This is a genomic window from Amycolatopsis sp. NPDC059027 (assembly GCF_042739735.1).
Classification (GTDB): Bacteria; Actinomycetota; Actinomycetes; order Mycobacteriales; family Pseudonocardiaceae; genus Amycolatopsis.
This window is the reverse complement of the sequence record NZ_JBHYIK010000064.1, coordinates 1-16360: the sequence shown is the minus strand read 5'-3', so window position 1 is coordinate 16360 and position 16360 is coordinate 1. Positions and strand designations below refer to the sequence as shown.

At 68.5% G+C, this 16360-nt stretch carries 12 protein-coding genes; 6 read left to right on the top strand and 6 right to left on the bottom strand.

Annotation, left to right across the window (positions count from 1 at the left end):
- Positions 1–1108: 1108 nt before the first annotated feature.
- Positions 1109–1822: a hypothetical protein gene (locus tag ACFWY9_RS34320; protein ID WP_378340811.1), complete on the top strand. Its 714-nt coding sequence runs from the start codon at positions 1109–1111 to the stop codon at positions 1820–1822.
- A 26-nt stretch (positions 1823–1848) separates the two neighbouring features.
- On the opposite strand, the gene ACFWY9_RS34315 is transcribed toward ACFWY9_RS34320, so the two are convergent.
- Positions 1849–2415, bottom strand: a complete 567-nt coding sequence (locus ACFWY9_RS34315; protein WP_378340810.1) for a TetR/AcrR family transcriptional regulator — start codon at positions 2413–2415, stop codon at positions 1849–1851.
- Between the two features lie 63 nt (positions 2416–2478).
- The gene (locus ACFWY9_RS34310; RefSeq protein ID WP_378340809.1) at positions 2479–4464 is read right to left on the bottom strand and encodes a BTAD domain-containing putative transcriptional regulator; all 1986 of its coding nucleotides are present in this window, start codon (positions 4462–4464) and stop codon (positions 2479–2481) included.
- Positions 4465–4805: 341 nt separating this feature from the next.
- Here ACFWY9_RS34310 and ACFWY9_RS34305 point away from each other — a divergent pair, with 341 nt between their 5' ends.
- On the top strand, positions 4806–5579 hold the full coding sequence (locus tag ACFWY9_RS34305; protein ID WP_378340808.1) for a BTAD domain-containing putative transcriptional regulator: 774 nt from the start codon (positions 4806–4808) through the stop codon (positions 5577–5579).
- 89 nt (positions 5580–5668) lie between these two features.
- On the opposite strand, the gene ACFWY9_RS34300 is transcribed toward ACFWY9_RS34305, so the two are convergent.
- Positions 5669–6229 (bottom strand): TetR/AcrR family transcriptional regulator, encoded by a 561-nt coding sequence (locus ACFWY9_RS34300; RefSeq protein ID WP_378325241.1) that lies wholly within the window; start codon positions 6227–6229, stop codon positions 5669–5671.
- A gap of 84 nt (positions 6230–6313) precedes the next feature.
- Here ACFWY9_RS34300 and ACFWY9_RS34295 point away from each other — a divergent pair, with 84 nt between their 5' ends.
- Together ACFWY9_RS34295 and ACFWY9_RS34290 are read left to right on the top strand one after the other, a co-directional pair.
- A complete protein-coding gene (locus ACFWY9_RS34295) occupies positions 6314–7045 on the top strand; it encodes an SDR family oxidoreductase (protein ID WP_378340807.1) in 732 nt (243 codons plus the stop codon).
- Positions 7046–7147: 102 nt separating this feature from the next.
- Entirely contained in the window at positions 7148–8605 is a 1458-nt protein-coding gene (locus ACFWY9_RS34290; RefSeq protein WP_378340806.1) for an aldehyde dehydrogenase, read from the top strand.
- Positions 8606–8638: 33 nt separating this feature from the next.
- Here the strand turns inward: ACFWY9_RS34290 and ACFWY9_RS34285 are convergent, their stop codons facing one another.
- Together ACFWY9_RS34285 and ACFWY9_RS34280 are read right to left on the bottom strand one after the other, a co-directional pair.
- A complete protein-coding gene (locus tag ACFWY9_RS34285; protein WP_378325238.1) occupies positions 8639–9802 on the bottom strand; it encodes an acyl-CoA dehydrogenase family protein in 1164 nt (387 codons plus the stop codon).
- Between the two features lie 100 nt (positions 9803–9902).
- Entirely contained in the window at positions 9903–10508 is a 606-nt protein-coding gene (locus ACFWY9_RS34280; protein WP_378325237.1) for a TetR/AcrR family transcriptional regulator, read from the bottom strand.
- Positions 10509–10585: 77 nt separating this feature from the next.
- Between ACFWY9_RS34280 and ACFWY9_RS34275 the strand changes: the two genes are divergently transcribed.
- Complete coding sequence (locus tag ACFWY9_RS34275; protein ID WP_378340805.1) at positions 10586–11386, top strand: SDR family NAD(P)-dependent oxidoreductase; 801 nt, start codon at positions 10586–10588, stop codon at positions 11384–11386.
- A 682-nt stretch (positions 11387–12068) separates the two neighbouring features.
- On the opposite strand, the gene ACFWY9_RS34270 is transcribed toward ACFWY9_RS34275, so the two are convergent.
- Entirely contained in the window at positions 12069–12380 is a 312-nt protein-coding gene (locus ACFWY9_RS34270) for a recombinase zinc beta ribbon domain-containing protein (RefSeq protein ID WP_378324600.1), read from the bottom strand.
- A gap of 1070 nt (positions 12381–13450) precedes the next feature.
- On the opposite strand from ACFWY9_RS34270, the gene ACFWY9_RS34265 reads away from it, so the two are divergent.
- Positions 13451–16168, top strand: a complete 2718-nt coding sequence (locus ACFWY9_RS34265; protein ID WP_378340804.1) for a GH92 family glycosyl hydrolase — start codon at positions 13451–13453, stop codon at positions 16166–16168.
- Positions 16169–16360: the final 192 nt, after the last annotated feature.

The following is a 16360-nucleotide window of genomic DNA, read 5'->3' as shown; positions in this document are numbered from 1 at the left end:
TGCCGCGTACCGGCCGTTCGGAAACACGGCCTTCGCCAACCGACGGCACGAGAGCCTGTTCCACGTTTGCGCTGCTGTCGGTGGTCCCATGACTGGCGACGTGGTGGTCCCACAACAGTGGCAGGCGACAGTCGGACTAGCCCTGCGCAAGGCCCACGGCACAACTACCTCGTGCGACTTCGTGGTGGCTCAACCAGAGGGTCTATCCCATGATCGGTGTTCCCGGCGTTGTTGATCACCGGAACCGCCAACCTCGTGGCCATGGTGGTCTGTCGGGACCCCGAAGCGTTGTACCAGTATGTGAATAAGCGCATCGGTTCGTTCGACTCGGTGCGGTGATCTGCGCGAGCATGTCATCGGTTCGTGCTGAATCGGCATCCGCATTGAAGAGTTCTGTGATGTCCCAATACCTCGGGCCGGCCGGATCTGCGCCCGTCCTCGAACCGTGAAGACAAACCGGCGTTCATGGCGCTCGGGGGCGATATTCACCAGATATCGATAGTGTTCGACTCTTTTCACGAGCAGATCGAGAATCTCATTTAGGATGAAGCCGTGGCCATCGCCCGGTACTCGATGTGGACGCAGTTGAGATCCGGGGTGACGACGCTCGCCGCAGCGGCTCAGAGCGCAGCACACCCTGCATGGCCCTGGGCCCAGGCCTCGTCGCCGGCCTACCGGGGCTGGGGCTGGTGGCAGGGCTGCTCGTCGGCGCTATTGGCTCCGGCAATGCACTCGGCAAAGGCCACTCCCCCTTTCGTTGGGTCACCATTGCCTGGGGAATCTTTGCCGTCGCCACGACCGCCGCCTACCTCCTCTGACCTGACGTCCCGAGGCGAGAACGCGCCGTTGCCGACGATCAACGTCCCGAACGGAGCGTTCGCGACACTCAAGACCACGGCACCAACCCCAATGGAACGCCAAAACTGTGACCGCCACGGCGCCCGATCCAGCGGAATCCCCGAGGATCCGCATGGTCGATCGGCAGGCTCCCGTGACGACGGCGATGCGGCCCGTCAGTGGCCGGTCCCCGGTCTCACCGGACTTGTCGACCGCGCGTATACGGCGGCTGTCGATCGTTCGTCCACCCGCCCCAGGTTGACTCCGTCCCATGGCGACACCCGGCTTCCCGCCCGGCACCCTCGACGAGTCCGGCTTCCCGGTCTGGTCCAAGGAGCTGGCCGGCGACGACCCGAACCATCTGGTGCACGTGGTCCGCGACCTCGTTCCCCGGACCGCGCTGCGGGTTCTGGGTGCCGAACCCGACCGGATCGTCCCGTGCGTCCTGCCCGCGGCCAGGCCGGACGAGTGGACCAGCCTGCCGCAGGCCGCACTCGGCACGGACGCGCCGGAGGACGGAACCGTTCTGCTGGCAGGGCGGGCCGGCGCCTGGACGTTCGTCTACGACGACGCGGGCCTGACCTACGCCGCCGGGCCGGACGACATCGAGGCGGCGGCCGTGCTGTCAGCGGCAGGTGGTGTGGCGGCGATGGCGAACTGGACCATCGACGGCGACACCGGTCTCGACTACGGCGTCGACGGGATGCTGGTGTTCAGCACCGCGGAAGGCATCGATCCCGAACTCGACGGCGACCGGCTGCCCGCCGAGCTCCGTCCCGCGGTCGACGCGGCCGGCTTCTTCGACCTCGCCGACCTGCGCGCCTCCGGTCTCGAAGACCCGGACGACGGGATCGACGACATCGACGAGGAGTATCTGGACTGCGGCCGGAACTGGCGCGTGGTGTGCGCGCTGGCCGGGTTCCGGCTCACCCTGGACGACCTCCGGCGGATGCCGCTGCTCATGGCCCCGCGCGAAGGGAACTGAGCTCCCGCCGTTCCCGGTTGCGAGGCTCAACTGGTACGGCTTGCGCCCGCCTGCTCCGCGCCGAAGCCCCGCAGGAACGTATCGACAACGACATCAGCGGCGTGCGCGTCGCTCAGGTCGGGGAGTTCGCGTGACGCCAAGCGCAGCAGCTGCCCGAGCACACGCCCCGGCCAGCGGTCAGGCAGGCCGGGGCGGAGCAATCCGTCCTCGGTGGCCCGCTGGAGAAACCGTTCGACCTCGTCGACCGCCCGCAGCCGCCGCTCCCAGATCTCCGGCACCGCCCGCATCTTGCTGAGTTCGACCGGCCACTTGCGATTCACGCCGATGATCCCCTCGACGTACCGGTGCAGCGCGACCGGCACAGGCGCCACGCGGAGCCGGGCGGCCTCGATCGCCGCCTCGATCGCGTCCAGCCGTGCCTCGTACACCGCCGCCAGCAGTTCGTCCCGTCCGGCGAACCGCCGGTACACGGTGCGGCGGTCCACGCCCGCCTCGGCCGCGATCGCGGCGACGCTGGTCGCGGGTTCGTCGGCGAGCATGCGAGCCCCCGTGGTCAGCACGAGCTCGAGGTTACGCGCGGCGTCGGCTCTCATCGTCACCAAGATACTCGCCGATGTAGCGCTTGGTACGGATATCCGCTACATCACCGTGGTGTTTTACCTCCGGACGGCGAGCACGCGCGCAAGGACGGCGCTTTCGCCGTCGACCGTTCGTATACGGGCTGTGGACGTCGTGAGAGGAGCGTTTCCGGTGCGGTGGCTTGTCCGGGAGGGGGTGTTCGGGTGTCGTTGGAGATGCCGAAGGAGCTGGCTTGGCTCCTGGTACCGGTCTTCGGTGGTCTGTGGCCGCGCGGAGACGAAGACGCCCTGCGCGCCCTCGCGGACGAGTGGGAAGCCTTCGGCGATCAGCTCGCCGGTTCCGGCCTCGCGCTGCCGAAGCTGGGCGCGGACGTCGCCAACGGCGTCGGTGGCGCGGTAGGGAGGAACTTCTTCCGCGCCGGTTACGAGCTGGGCAAGTTCGACCAGGACTTCGTCGGCATGGCGCGGGAACAAGCCGCCACACTGCGGGCGCAAGCACTGGCCATCGAATCGAAACGGAACGTCGTCGAGCAGAGTGTCCAGCACCGCGTCGACCACGAACCGCACGGCCTCGCGCCGTGACGGCTGCCCGGTGTGCGACATGCTCCGGCCGACCTCGGCGGCCAGCGACAGCACGAGCGGGTTACCCGCCGCGAAATCCACAATGGACGGAGCGAACCCGGCGTCGGCACCACGCGCCTCGACCAGCGCCGCCGACTCCGCCGCGCTGAGGGCTTCCAGCTGCCGCGCCACGATCGCGCCGGACCACGCCGGGTCGGTGATCCACGCGACGCTGGGCCCGGCCCGGCCCGCCACGACGACGATCGAATCGGCGGGAAGCGTGCGGAGGTAGGTGTCGCGCAACCACGGCTCGAGTTCGACGTGCCGCTCGAAGGAGTCGACGAGGACGACCGGGCCGGCGGAGGTCCCCGCGACTCCTTTGGCGAGTTGTTCGAGACGTTCCCGCAGCTCCGCGGTCGTGAGGTCATGCAGATGCCACACCGTTCGGCCCGCGGCCACGGCGTCGTCGCTGTACCGGCGCAGCAGGGTCGACTTGCCGATGCCCGCGTGACCGCACACGAAGAACACCTCGAGGCCTTCGCCGCGACCGCGTTCGAGCATGGCGGCGAACGCCGCGCGCTCGGCGTCCCGCCCGACGAACCGGGAACCGACGTTGCGGTCCAGTGCCGCGCCGGCCGATTCGCCCGGTGGCTCCCCGGCAGGCGGCGTGGTCACCCGGGGCCGCGGGGCGGGCACGAACTCGTCCTCGGCGTCGGTGTCGGCCCGCAGAATCTTCTCGTGAATGGCCCGCAGCTGCGGGCCAGGGCTGACGCCCAGCTCCTTGCCGAACAGGTCGTAGACCATCCGGTAGACCTCCAGCGCCTCGGCGCGACGGCCGCTGCGGTAGAGCGCCAGCAGGTAGATCTCGTACAGCGGCTCCTCCAGCCGGTTCAGCTGGATGAGCAGCGGCACCTCGGCCACCACCTCGGCGTGCTCGCCCATCTCCAGACGCAACTGCAGCAGTTCCTGCACGGCGGTCAGCTTCAGCCGCTCCAGGCGGGAGCGTTCCCGCTCGGCCGCCTCGCCCGGCACTCCGGCCAGCGCGGTGCCCGTCCACAGGTCGAGCGCCTCGCGCAGGTGCGCGGCCGCATCCGGCACGGCACCGCCCACGCGTTCCTGCCGCGCCGTCTCGACCAGCCGCGTGAACTCGGCCGCGTCCAGCACGAACAACGACGGGTCGAGCATGTAGCCGCCGGACTGCGAGCGGATCGCCGAACCCAGGCCGTGCTCGGAGAACACCCGGCGGATCCGCGAGATGTAGGTCCGGATGACGGCCTCACCGGTCGCCGGGGCCCGATCGCCCCACAGGCCGTCGATGAGCTCGCCGATCCGGACGAAAGTCCCGCTGCGCACGAGAAGCAGCATCAGCACCGCCTGCTGTTGCGGCGCGCCCAGATCCAGCTCCGCGTCACCGCGGCTGAGCCCGGGCGGTCCGAGAATGGTGAACCGGCACTGAGCCGAATCCGCGTGTTGCCGTCCAATCACGACTGCCTGGCTCCGCATACCCGGAAAGTAGGCCTGCCGGAACGGCCCTCGCGAGCGTCACCTGACGCTGTGCCTGTACGTCGCCCCATCGTCAGGACGGCCGACGGTGTCCCGCAACCCCTTGCGGTGACGACGTCCTTGCCCACCGCGTACCTCTCGTCCGTCACACTTTCCCGTCAGCGCACCATTCCTAGGGCAGTGGTGTAGACAACCTGTAGACGTCCTGTCCACGAAACGCGATGCGGCGGGTTCCCGCGAAGCCGTCCCGGTGCTTCTGTCACAGTGGTGACAGGGCCGGTCGGCGTCGCCGTGGCTCGACTTCACAATCTCGCGCATCGCGAAAGGGCGGGGAAACCATCATGGCCGGGGTGAGTTTCGGGTTGCTGGGCCCCATCAGGATCTGGCACGACGGTCAGGAGCTGGACGCAGGATCCCCGCAGCAGCGCGGGGTGCTCGCTCTCCTGCTGCTCAGCGAGGGACGGCAGCTCACGCTCGACGAGATCGTGGGCGGGTTGTGGGGCGCCGAGGCGCCGCGCAGCGCGATCGTCACCACGCGCACGTACATTTCGCGGCTGCGCCGGCTACTGGCCGAAGCAGGCGCAGCCGGGCGGGGCACGGAGGCGGAGATCCGGTCCGCCGGCCGCGGCTACCAGCTGCTCGTCGACCCCGCCGCGGTCGACGTGACGATGTTCCGCCAGGCCACGGCCGAGGCGCGCGAGGCCTGCGCCCGCGGCCAGGACACCGAGGCCTCGCGGCTGCTGCGCGGTGCGCTCGCGCTCTGGCGCGGGCCCGCGCTCGGCGGTCTGGGCGGCCCGTTCTTCGAGGGCCGCCGCACCTGGCTGGAGCAGCTGCGGGCGTCGGCGACGGAGGAACTCTGGGCACTGGACATCGGCCAGGGCCACTGCGCGGACACGATCGCCGAACTGACCTTGGCCACGGCACGCGAGCCCTACCGCGAGCGGTTGTGGGAGCTGCTGATCTGGGCACTGGACAGCGAAGGCCGCCAAGACGACGCGTTGTCGGCCTATCGGCGGATCGCCCGGTTGCTCGACGACGACCTGGGGCTGGAGCCCGGCCCCGGCCTGCGGCGCATGCACGCGCGGATCAGCGCGGCCCGCGCTTCCCTGGTCTGATCCGCGCGGCGGCGTCGCCCGCCCCGGGGCACTCGTCGACCGTCCATCCACAGTGGACACCGCGGTGACCCGCCGCGCGCTCGGCGGGGCTAGCGCCCCGGGGCGCGCATACCGGCGAGCACCAGGGCGAAGACGCGCCCGCGCTGGACGTCGTCGACGTACTCGATGGTGCTGATGCCCGCGACCAGCCGCAGCACATCGTCGATCGTCATGTCCGGATTCGCGGCACCCGCCCGCTGGGCTCGTTCCACCAGCGGGCGACCCGCGTCCCGCATCGCCTTGCGGCAGGCCTGGAAGCCGCCCGTGGTGCGGTTGAGCGCGTCGGCGAAGACGAGCTTCGTGCCGATGTAGTCGGTGAAGTGGTGCAGCCAGGTCACCAACGCGTCCCACGGGTCGAGGTCGTCGAGCCCGGACGCCGCCCGGCAGAGCTTTTCGACCTCCTCCCGGTGAACCTCCTCGACGAGGTCCTCCCGCGTCGGGAAATTGCGGTACAGCGTGGCGATACTCACGCCGGACCGCCGGGCGATGTCCTCCAGGGACACCTGCGATCCGTTGTCCGCGAACGCTTCCCGGGCCGCCGTCACCAGCGCGTCGAAGTTGCGTCGTGCGTCCGTCCGCTTCGGACGGCGCGTGGGCAGGGAAACCTCCATGACACCTCCTCGGGTTGACAACCGTAGTCTACCTACGCTTAAAGTGTAGGGGTACTTTCACTTCTTCTTTTGCGAGGCAGGCACATGTCCCCCACCAAGATCACCCTGGTCACCGGCGCCAACAAGGGCCTCGGACTGGCCACCGCACGCCGGCTGGCGGAACTGGGCCACACCGTGCTCCTCGGCAGCCGTGACCCGGAAAAGGGCGCCCGGGCGGCCGGAAAACTGGCCGGGTCCGGGATCATCGTCCACCCGGTACGCCTGGACGTCACCGATGACAGCTCCGTCCAGGCCGCGGCGGCGCACATCGACCGCGAGTACGGCCGTCTGGACGTCCTGGTCAACAACGCCGGCATGCTGATCCGCAAGCCCGCCACCGACGTCACCGGCGAGGACGCGCGCCCCGAGTTCGAGACCAACGTGTTCGGCCTCATCCGCGTGACCCACGCGATGCTCCCGCTGCTGCGGAAGTCCCCCGCAGCCCGGGTCGTCAACGTCGCCAGCGATTCGGCGATGTTCAGCAAAACCACGGAGCCCGGCTCGATGTTCGCCCGCTCGCACGAGTCCTTTGTGTACTCCGCGGCGAAGGCGGCGGTGAACATGCTCACCGTCAAGTACGCCAACGCCTTCCTCGACGATCCCACGCTGGCGCATATTCAGGTCAACTCTGTCACGCCGGGCTACACCGCGACGGACCTCAACGGTTTCGCCGGTGTCCGCACCGTCGACGAAGGCGCCCGCGCGTCCGTCTACTGGGCAACCGAAGGCAACGGGACGGGCCGCTTCCACAACGACGAAGGCCCCCTGCCCTGGTGAACGACCGTCCGGCCACACTCTCCGTCTTCTGCCTCACATCTGTGCCACTAACTCATCAGAACTGCTACATTTATGAGACAGAACAGCCTGAAGGAGGCCTCAGTGATCACCTACGAGCATCTCTTCATCGGCGGCGAGTGGGCCACGCCGAGCAGCGCGGAGCTGATGGACATCCGGTCCCCGCACGACCAGTCGGTGCTGGGCCGCGCCGCGCAGGCGCAGCCCGCCGACATCGACCGCGCCGTCGCCGCCGCCCGAAAGGCCTTCGACGAAGGGCCGTGGCCGCGCACCTCGCCCGCGGAACGGATCGCGGTCATCCGCAGGCTCGTCAAGCTCCGCGAGGAGCACGCCGAGGAGATCGCGGCACTCATCTCGGCCGAGAACGGTTCGGCCCTGTGGTTCACCAAGGCGGGCCAGCCCGGCCTGACCCGTCAGGCGAACGCCTACCTGAAGGCGGCCGAGGAGTTCGCCTGGGAGGAGACTCTTCAGCCGTCCGATCCGGGCGCGCCGTTCCGCTCGATCGTGCGCCGCGCGGCGGTCGGCGTCGTGGCCGCGATCATCCCGTGGAACTCACCGTTCTCGTCGGCCATGGCGAAGATCCTGCCCGCGCTGCTGACCGGCAACACGGTCGTCCTCAAGGTCTCGCCCGAGAACACGCTCAGCATGAACCTGCTCGCCCGGCTGCTGGCGGAGGCCGGTCTGCCCGAGGGCGTAATCAGCGTGCTGCCCGCCGACCGCGAGACCAGCGAGCACCTGGTCAAGCACGCGGACGTCGACAAGATCGCCTTCACCGGCTCGACCCGCGCCGGCCGCCGCATCGCGTCGCTGGCCGGGGAGCAGCTCAAGCGGGTCAGCCTGGAACTGGGCGGCAAGTCCGCCATGATCATCCTGCCCGACGCCGACATCGACGCCGCGATCCAGGGTGTCAAGTTCGGCTCCCTGCTGAACAACGCCGAATCGTGCATCGCGCAGACCCGCATCCTCGCACCGCGCGGCCGCTACGACGAGATCGTCGCCGGCCTCAAGGAACTCGTCGAGTCCCTGGGCGTCGGCGACCCGGCCGGCGAGTCGACCTTCATCGGCCCGATGGTCCGCCGCGATCAGCAGCAGCGCGTACTCGACTACATCCGGATCGGCGTTTCCGAAGGCGCTCGGCTCGTCACCGGAGGTCCGGAAGTGCCGGCGGGACTGGAAAGCGGTTTCTACGTCACGCCAACGCTGTTCGCCGACGTGGACAACTCGATGCGGATCGCCAAGGAGGAGATCTTCGGCCCGGTCCTGGTCGTCATCGCCTACGACGACGAAGACGACGCGGTCCGCATCGCCAACGACTCCGAGTACGGCCTGTCCGGCGGCGTGTGGTCGGCCGACCCCGCGCACGCGCTGGAAATCGCGCGCCGCGTACGCACCGGCACCGTCACGATCAACGGCGCCCCCATCGGGTTCGACGGCCCGTTCGGCGGTTTCAAGGCCAGTGGTCTCGGCCGGGAGTACGGCGCGGTCGGGCTCGGCACCTACACCGAATACCAGACCATCACCGTTCCCGGGCGAGCACGCTGACGACCACCCCCTGGACACCCCGGCACAGTGCCGTCAGAACAACGGCAAACCGGGTTCCAGGCCGAGCCGCACGCGTCCCGAACCGCCGAAGAATTCCGGGGCCTGGTTGACGTGCTGCAGCGCCACCATCCCGTCGCGGTACAGCCGCTCGAGAGCGTTGCCCCGGTAGAGCGAGGTGGAACTTCCCAGCTGGTACATCGCGACCAGAGCCTCCCTGCCGACGACGGCCGCGTGGGCCATGGCCGAGTGCAGATCGGCATGGAGGGCGGGGGTGGACGGCTCGGCGCGCCCGGCGGTCTCGTCGATCCGCCGGGCCACGTCGAACAGGAACAGCCGCGCGGCCCGTACCGCGGTTTCCTGGCGGGCCAATGATTCCTGGACGTGGGGCTGCTCGGCGAGCAGACCACCGAACGGAGTCGTCTTGCCGGGCGCGAGCGCGACCAGTTCGTCGATGGCCTGCTCGACCGTGCCCAGCGCGACGGCGGTGCAGCCGGCGAAGACCAGGAGGATGGGGTTGAGCCGGTATGGGGGCCGGTCCAGGCGCAGCGGGGTGTCGATCCTCGCGGTCAGCTCGGCCGGGACGAACGCGTCCTCGATCACCACCCCGTGACTGCCGGTCGCGCGCAGGCCGCTGACGTTCCAGGTGTGCTCGATCTTCAGCTGGTCCTGGCGAACGTGAAACAGCCGTACGTCCGGTCCGCCCGCCTCGGTCGTCGCGGGCTGCTCGCCGTCCATCACGACGCCGAGCGGGACGAACCACTCGGCCGCTTCGATCCCGCTGACGATGCGCCAATGCCCGGAGAGCCGGTACCCGCCGTCCACCGCGACGGCGGTGCCCGGCTGGCCCGCGTTCGCCAGTACCGGTTCCGGGCCACCGGCCCAGACCTTCGCCGCGCCCGCCTCGCCGAGCATCGCCGCGGTGAAGCCGAAGTTGGCGTTCCACACCACCCAGGCGGCCGAGGTGTCGATCCGGCCGAACCGCTCGTAGACGGTCAGCGCGGTGGTGAGCGAAACCTCCAGCCCGCCGTACTCGGCAGGGGTGAACAGGCTGAAGGCACCCGCATCGCGCAGTTCGGCGATCAGGTGACCCGGCAGGCGGCCGAGCTTGCCGGCTTCGTCCCGCGCGGCCTCGATCGCGCTCCGCAGCAGGTTCGGCAGGGCAAGTGCCCGGGATTCCCCGGAAGTGGTGTCGGACATGAATCCAGCGTGCCGCCACGGTGCATACACGCGATCGACGTCGTCGGCGCGACGACCTGCCGCTCTCTGCTCGCGCGGCACCAGTGGCGCCGACGCCGGGTCAGCCGGGCACGGGTCCCGGGTCGGTGTGTGGCTCGACGATCGTGGTGAGGACGCGGATGACCTGATCCGTCAGCTGTTCGGGATCGGCTTCACGCAGTGCGGGGGTGCCGATGATCCGGCGCATCAGCCAGGTACCCGCCAGCAAGGCCAGCCCCAGCTCGGCACGTTGCCCGGCATGAGCGCCGTGCAGAGCGCCGGTGAACCGCGCGCCGACGTTTTCGCGGATGCCGGCACGCATGATCTCCGCGGCTTTCGGGTTGGCCGCCGACTTGAGCATCAGCTCGAACGGGCCCAGATGGTCGGCGTCCGCGGCGGTGCGGGCGACGAGAGCGCGGGCGATCTGGACGGCCAGGTCGGTCGTGTCTCCCGGTTTCCCCGGGATCATCGTGGGTTGGGCGAAGGAGACTGCGACGACCTCGGTGAACAAGGCTTCTTTGGAGCCGAAGTAACGGTTGACCAGGATCGCCGTCACGCCGGCCGCGGCCGCGATCTCGCGGAGACCGACACCGTCGTATCCGTGGCGGGTGAACGCCGTGACGGCCGAGTCGAGGATGGCCTGTCGCGTCGCGGCGGCGTTGCGGGGGCGGGGTGTGGGGCGGCTCATACCGAAAAGTATACAAGCGGCAACTTAACTGTGAGTAGTATACAAGTGTAGACATTGCCTGGATCGGAGAATTTCCCATGGACTTACAACTCACGGGTCGTCGCGCCCTGATCACCGGTTCGACGGCCGGGCTCGGTGAAGCCACCGCTCGGCTGCTCGCCGCCGAGGGTGCCGAAGTCGTGATCCACGGCCGTAGCGCCCAACGCGCGCAGGAGGTCGCCGGCTCGATCATCGAGAACGGCGGCAAGGCGGCCGTCGCGGTGGGCGATCTCGGCACCGACACCGGGGCGGACCGGACCGCCGAGCAGGCGCTCGCCGGCGGCGTCGTCGACATCCTGGTCAACAACGCCGGCGCCTACGAACACCTGAACTGGGGCGAGACCACCTCTGATATCTGGCTGCACACCTACAACGTCAACGTCGTCTCCGGCGTGCGGATGATCCAGCGGCTCGTCCCCGCCATGCGCCAACGCGACTACGGACGGATCGTCACCATCGGAGGTGGGCTGGGAACGCAGCCGTTCGACAGCCATCCGCACTACAACGCGTCACTGGCCGCCCGGCACAATCTGGCGGTATCCCTGGCCCGCGACCTGGCCGGTACGCACGTGACCTCCAACATCGTCGCGCCCGGCGCGATCCTCGTTCCCGCGGTCCGGGACTTCCTGACCGCGCTGTCACCGGAGCGCGGCTGGGGGCAGACCTGGGAAGAGATCGAGTACAACTCCGTCCGCGAGATCGTGCCCAACGACAGGAGCCGCTACGGCAGGCCCGAGGAGATCGCCGGGGCGGTCGCCTACCTGTGCGGCCCGCACGCCGAGTACATCAGCGGCGCGACGATCCGCGTCGACGGCGGCACCGTCCGCAGCGCGTTCTGACACCCCGGCGGCCCCGCGAAGAACGCACGGATGTTCCTGTGCAACAACACCGTCGACATGGGTGGTGAGAACCTGCACGCACCCGAGCCCGCGAGCCGCCTCGACGTCGGTGGTGTCCGATGTGGATGGTCACAGGACTATTGGTGCGCCCGGATATCCGTGCTTGTGGACCTGAACCAAGCCCGCCCCTCGACGACCGCGGAAATCAGCAGTTCGCGGGACGGTTTCGTGTTCGTGGGGTTGCCGTACGGGCCTCCCCGGGGATTCGAACGCACACTCAAGGAAGTTGCAGGTCAGTAGCCTGGACAAGGTTGGGGATCTGGTTCAGCTCGCCCCTCGGACACAGACCATACCCCCAACTGTGCGGGTCGAGAGCCGTCTCGGCTCGCACTGTTCGTTTGCCGGGTTGGTAGACCAGCCGCAAACCCTAGCTGGCGGTAGACCTCCGCCTTGTCCGCGGGATCGGCATCAGCGATCACCTGCCGTAAATCACCGAGTGTCCGCACGATGGTTTCGATCCCGTCCTTCGACATCCGCCTGCGGCCACCGCCCGACGGCAACCGCGCTGTCGCCTCCGCACGGCGCGCTTGTACTTCGGCCATCCACTGGGCCACCATCCGCGGATCGGCGCCAGCTTCGAGAGCGGCGCGATGCCGTGCGAGTTTCTGGTCGCACTCCTCGATCAGCCGAGAAGCAGCCGAGGCCCCGGGTCGTGATCGCCGTCAGGCTGAGCGTGACAGAGAGCCTCGATCGTGTCCGTCAACCGGTGCGACGCGAAGGCTGTAGTGAGCCACTGATCCAGCGGCTCGATCAGTTCCCGCTCGGCCAGGTACACATTGCGCGGGTGCCGCACCTTGTTCGCCAACCCGTACTCGGTCGGGAACCGGCAGCGGTAATACAAGGTCTCCTTGCTTTGTTGTCCCTGCATCCGCCGCCCGCACAACCCACCATGCAGCAGGCCACGCAGCAGGTACACGATGATCGACGCCCCCACCCGAGGCACCCCCATCGGCACCCGCAAGATCCACTACCCCGGAGACGACATCGCCGGAGGAGGCCGCATCACCGCGTAAGCGACCGATGTAGAGTCTCAATGATCTTGGCATTTTCTCAGTGATCTTGGCACCTGGATAGCACTTGTGCCATCCAGCATGAGATTCGTTGCAGGCGCCCGGTATCACTGCGACGTTCGGTTGCCGTCGCCCGACGCGCCGTCGAAGTTCCTCCGCCCACTCGGCGAGTGGGTGTATTCGTCCAGTTGCCAGCACTTTTCCGGTCGCAGACAGGTGGGAAGGTCGCGATGGTCACGGTGGACGCCGACGAGGTCTTCGTGCGCGTACGCGCCCTTCACCTGCAGGCGTAGAGCGCGTCTACAGCTGGCTTGGTATGGACGTCGCGATGACCGGGTCCGCACTGCCGTGGCGAAAGTTCCATTGGCACAAAGGGCATCGGCACTTCCCGGGGTTGTACTGGCCGGCGACCGAGAACGATCACGTGCTGTCAGGAACGCGGGCGCAGGACTTTACCCGGCGTGGTCGCCGAAGTCCAGAGTGGACCGTGAGCATCGACCCGGGTCGCTTGCCGTTAGTCAGAACACCACCGAAATGCGAAAAGAATTCAGTGTTACCGAAATTTCGGTTCTCGCGACGTGTTGCCCTTCGCCCTTTCCGCGCTTCGTTGCCGAGGGCCCGACTGGCAGCGATCCCGCCCGCTCGCCGGGTCAAGGCCTTACCCAAGAACCGGCCGGCCGGGCCGGTGACCGGGTTTCCACCATCCACTTTGGACTCTGCACTGGCCGGCCTGTACTCGCGCCGCCCGCCGCGATCGTACGGGACCGTTCGTCCGCCAGTCATGACAACGATAACGAGACAGGACAGATTGGCATGCATTCGACGAAGGTCGATTGCACACGGCGGCCGGCCGTGGCATGGTCTCTCAGCATCAGACCCCGGTTCCTGGCCAGGAGCAGAATCCGCTTCGGCGCGCGGGAGGCATTTTCCGGTTGTCTGACAACGTTGTCATCGACGGTTCGCGCGGTGGCGCGCGGCGGAGAGGGAAGAATCCATGTCGAGTACATGGTCACGGCGCGTCAGACGCGTCCCCGCGGCGATGCTCGTCCTCCTGACGCTCGCGGCGAGCGCGACCGCGGTCACCCCGGCGAGTGCCGCGACGCTCGCTCTCACCCAGTACGTGAACCCGTTCATCGGCACCGACGACAGCAACGCGCCCAACCCGGTGCCGGGCGGGGCGGGCGGCAGCACCTATCCCGGCGCGGTGGTGCCGTTCGGCATGGCGCAGTTCAGCCCGGACACGCCCACCGCGTCCCCCTCGGGCTATCGCTACGGCGACACCAAGATCGAGGAGTTCAGCCTCACCCACTTCAACGGCGCCGGTTGTCCCAACAACGAAGACCTCGGCCTGCTGCCGGTCACCGGCGCGCTCGGGAAGTCCCCCGGCACCAATTGGACGAGCTACGCGAGCAGCTACACCAAGGCCAACGAGTCGGCCGCGCCCGGCTACTACAAGAACAAGCTCGACACCTACAACACCACCGCCGAGCTCAGCGCCACCCAGCGCACCGGCATGCTGAAGCTGACCTACCCGAACACGACCAGCGCCCGGCTGCTGGTCAACACCGGCCGCAGCGCCACCGGCAGCCGCGACGGCTCGATCAGCATCAGCGGCCGCCAGCTGACCGGCTCGGTCACCGGCGGCGGCTTCTGCGGCTCGTCGAGGACCTACCGCATCTTCTACGTGATCCAGTTCGACCGCGCGCCCAGCGGGTTCGGCACCTGGCTCGGCGACAAGGTCACCGACGGGTCGTCGAGCGCAGGCGGCACGAACTCGGGCGGCTATCTCACTTTCGACACGTCCGGCAACACGACGGTGCAGGCGAAGGTCGGTATCTCTTTCGTCAGCGTGGCCAACGCGCGGGCGAACCTCGACGCGGAGAACTCCGGATTCGACTTCGCGGCCGTGCGCGCCGCCGCGGACAAGAGCTGGAACACCGTCCTCAACCGCGTGCAGGTCGGCAGCGGCGCCGGTTCGGATCTGCAGAAGTTCTACACGGCCCTGTACCACGTGTTCCAGAATCCGAACATCGCCAGCGACGTCAACGGCGAGTACTTCGGGTTCGACCAGAAGGTGCACACCGCGAACCACACCGTCTACCAGAACTACTCGGGCTGGGACATCTACCGCTCGTGGTCGGCGTTGATCGGTCTGCTGGCGCCGAACGAGGCCAGTGACATCGCGAAGTCGATGGTGCTGGACGGCCAGCAGGGCGGGCTGCTGCCGAAGTGGTCCCACAACAGCAACGAGCACTTCGTGATGACCGGCGACCCCGGCCCGATCATCGTGTCCAGCATGTACGCCTTCGGGGTGCGAGACTTCGACACCACCGCGGCGCTGGCGCTGATGGACAAGAGTTCCCGCGGCGGCACCATGCAGGGCCGGGCCATCCGGGGGCGCGAAAGCGGCTACCTCGACCGCCACTACATCTACGAGGACCCGTCGGACTCGCTGGAGTACTCCGCTTCGGACTTCGCCATCGCGCAGTTCGCCCGCGCACTCGGCGACACCACGAAGTACGACACCTACATGCAGCGGGCGCAGTGGTGGATCAACGTGTTCGGGCGCGACTCCGGCTACATCCAGCCGCGTGGCAGCGACGGCACCTGGGCGTGGCCGGTCACGCCGTCGAGCGACGCGGGCTACACCGAGGGAAACCCGGCGCAGTACACGTGGATGGTGCCCTACAACTACCAGGGCCTGATCAACCTGATGGGCGGGCCCAAGACCGCGATCCAGCGGCTCGACCACCACTTCACCAAGCTCAACGGTGGCCTGACGCAGCCGTACTTCTACATCGGCAACGAGCCCGAGCACGGTGTGCCGTGGGCGTACAACTACGCCGCCTACCCGCAGGGCACCAGCGCGGCGGTACGGCGCGTGATGAACGAATCGTTCACCACCGGCCCTGGCGGCCTGCCCGGCAATGACGACCTCGGCGCCACCTCGGCGTGGTACGTCTGGTCCGCGCTGGGCATGTACCCGGCAACGCCGGGCACGGACGTGCTGGCGCTGCACGGCCCCCTGTTCTCCTCGGTGACCATCAACCGTCCGAACGGGACGGTCAAGATCACCGGAACCGGTGCCGGGCAAGGGACCCAGTACGTGCAGAACCTGAGCGTCAACGGCACCGCGACGACGAAGTCGTGGATCCGCTACAGCGACATCGCGGGCACCGCGACGCTGAACTACACGATGGGTTCCTCGCCCAGCGCGTGGGGAACCGGCGCCGCGGACGTCCCGCCGTCCTACAACGACGGGTTCACACCCCCGGCGGCGGCGCCGAACCTGGGCACGAACCTCGCCCAGGGCAAGCCCGCCACCGGGTCGGCGCCGTGCACCTCGGCCGAAGCCGCGGCCAAGGCGTTCGACGGCAGCATGGCGAACAACAGCAAATGGTGCTCGAACGCATCGGGGACGAAATTCCTCCAGGTCGACCTCGGAGCCGCGCGGACCGTCTCGTCGTTCGTGCTCGAACACGCCGGGCTCGGCGGCGAGACCACCGGCTGGAACACCGGCGCGTTCACCATCCAGACCTCGGCCGACGGAACGAACTGGACGACCGTGGTGAACGTCAGCGGGTCACGAGCCAGTCGCACCTACCACCCGATCACCGCCAGATCGGCGCGGTACGTGAAGCTCAACGTCAGCACCCCGGCGAACAACGGTAACGACGCCGCGCGGATCTACGAATTCGAGGTCCACGGCTGATGGTGGTGTGCCAGGAACGGAGGCGCGGGGCCTCACCCGGCGTTTCGCGCCGCAGTCCGGAGTGGACTGTGAGCCTGTCCGGTCATGTCTCGGGAGTGCGTATCCGTCTGCTGTTCGCCCTCGTCGCCGCGACGCTGCTCGCGGTGGCGGTGCCCGCGACGGCGGCCCCGTCCCCGAATCCCGCCAAACCCT

Excerpts from the sequence above, each read along its gene's own strand:
- ACFWY9_RS34320 (WP_378340811.1), top strand. The coding sequence starts at position 1,109 with ATGGCGACACCCGGCTTCCCGCCCGGCACCCTCGACGAGTCCGGCTTC.
- ACFWY9_RS34315 (WP_378340810.1), bottom strand. The coding sequence starts at position 2,415 with ATGAGAGCCGACGCCGCGCGTAACCTCGAGCTCGTGCTGACCACGGGG.
- ACFWY9_RS34310 (WP_378340809.1), bottom strand. The coding sequence starts at position 4,464 with ATGCGGAGCCAGGCAGTCGTGATTGGACGGCAACACGCGGATTCGGCT.
- ACFWY9_RS34305 (WP_378340808.1), top strand. The coding sequence starts at position 4,806 with ATGGCCGGGGTGAGTTTCGGGTTGCTGGGCCCCATCAGGATCTGGCAC.
- ACFWY9_RS34300 (WP_378325241.1), bottom strand. The coding sequence starts at position 6,229 with ATGGAGGTTTCCCTGCCCACGCGCCGTCCGAAGCGGACGGACGCACGA.
- ACFWY9_RS34295 (WP_378340807.1), top strand. The coding sequence starts at position 6,314 with ATGTCCCCCACCAAGATCACCCTGGTCACCGGCGCCAACAAGGGCCTC.
- ACFWY9_RS34285 (WP_378325238.1), bottom strand. The coding sequence starts at position 9,802 with ATGTCCGACACCACTTCCGGGGAATCCCGGGCACTTGCCCTGCCGAAC.
- ACFWY9_RS34280 (WP_378325237.1), bottom strand. The coding sequence starts at position 10,508 with ATGAGCCGCCCCACACCCCGCCCCCGCAACGCCGCCGCGACGCGACAG.
- ACFWY9_RS34275 (WP_378340805.1), top strand. The coding sequence starts at position 10,586 with ATGGACTTACAACTCACGGGTCGTCGCGCCCTGATCACCGGTTCGACG.
- ACFWY9_RS34265 (WP_378340804.1), top strand. The coding sequence starts at position 13,451 with ATGTCGAGTACATGGTCACGGCGCGTCAGACGCGTCCCCGCGGCGATG.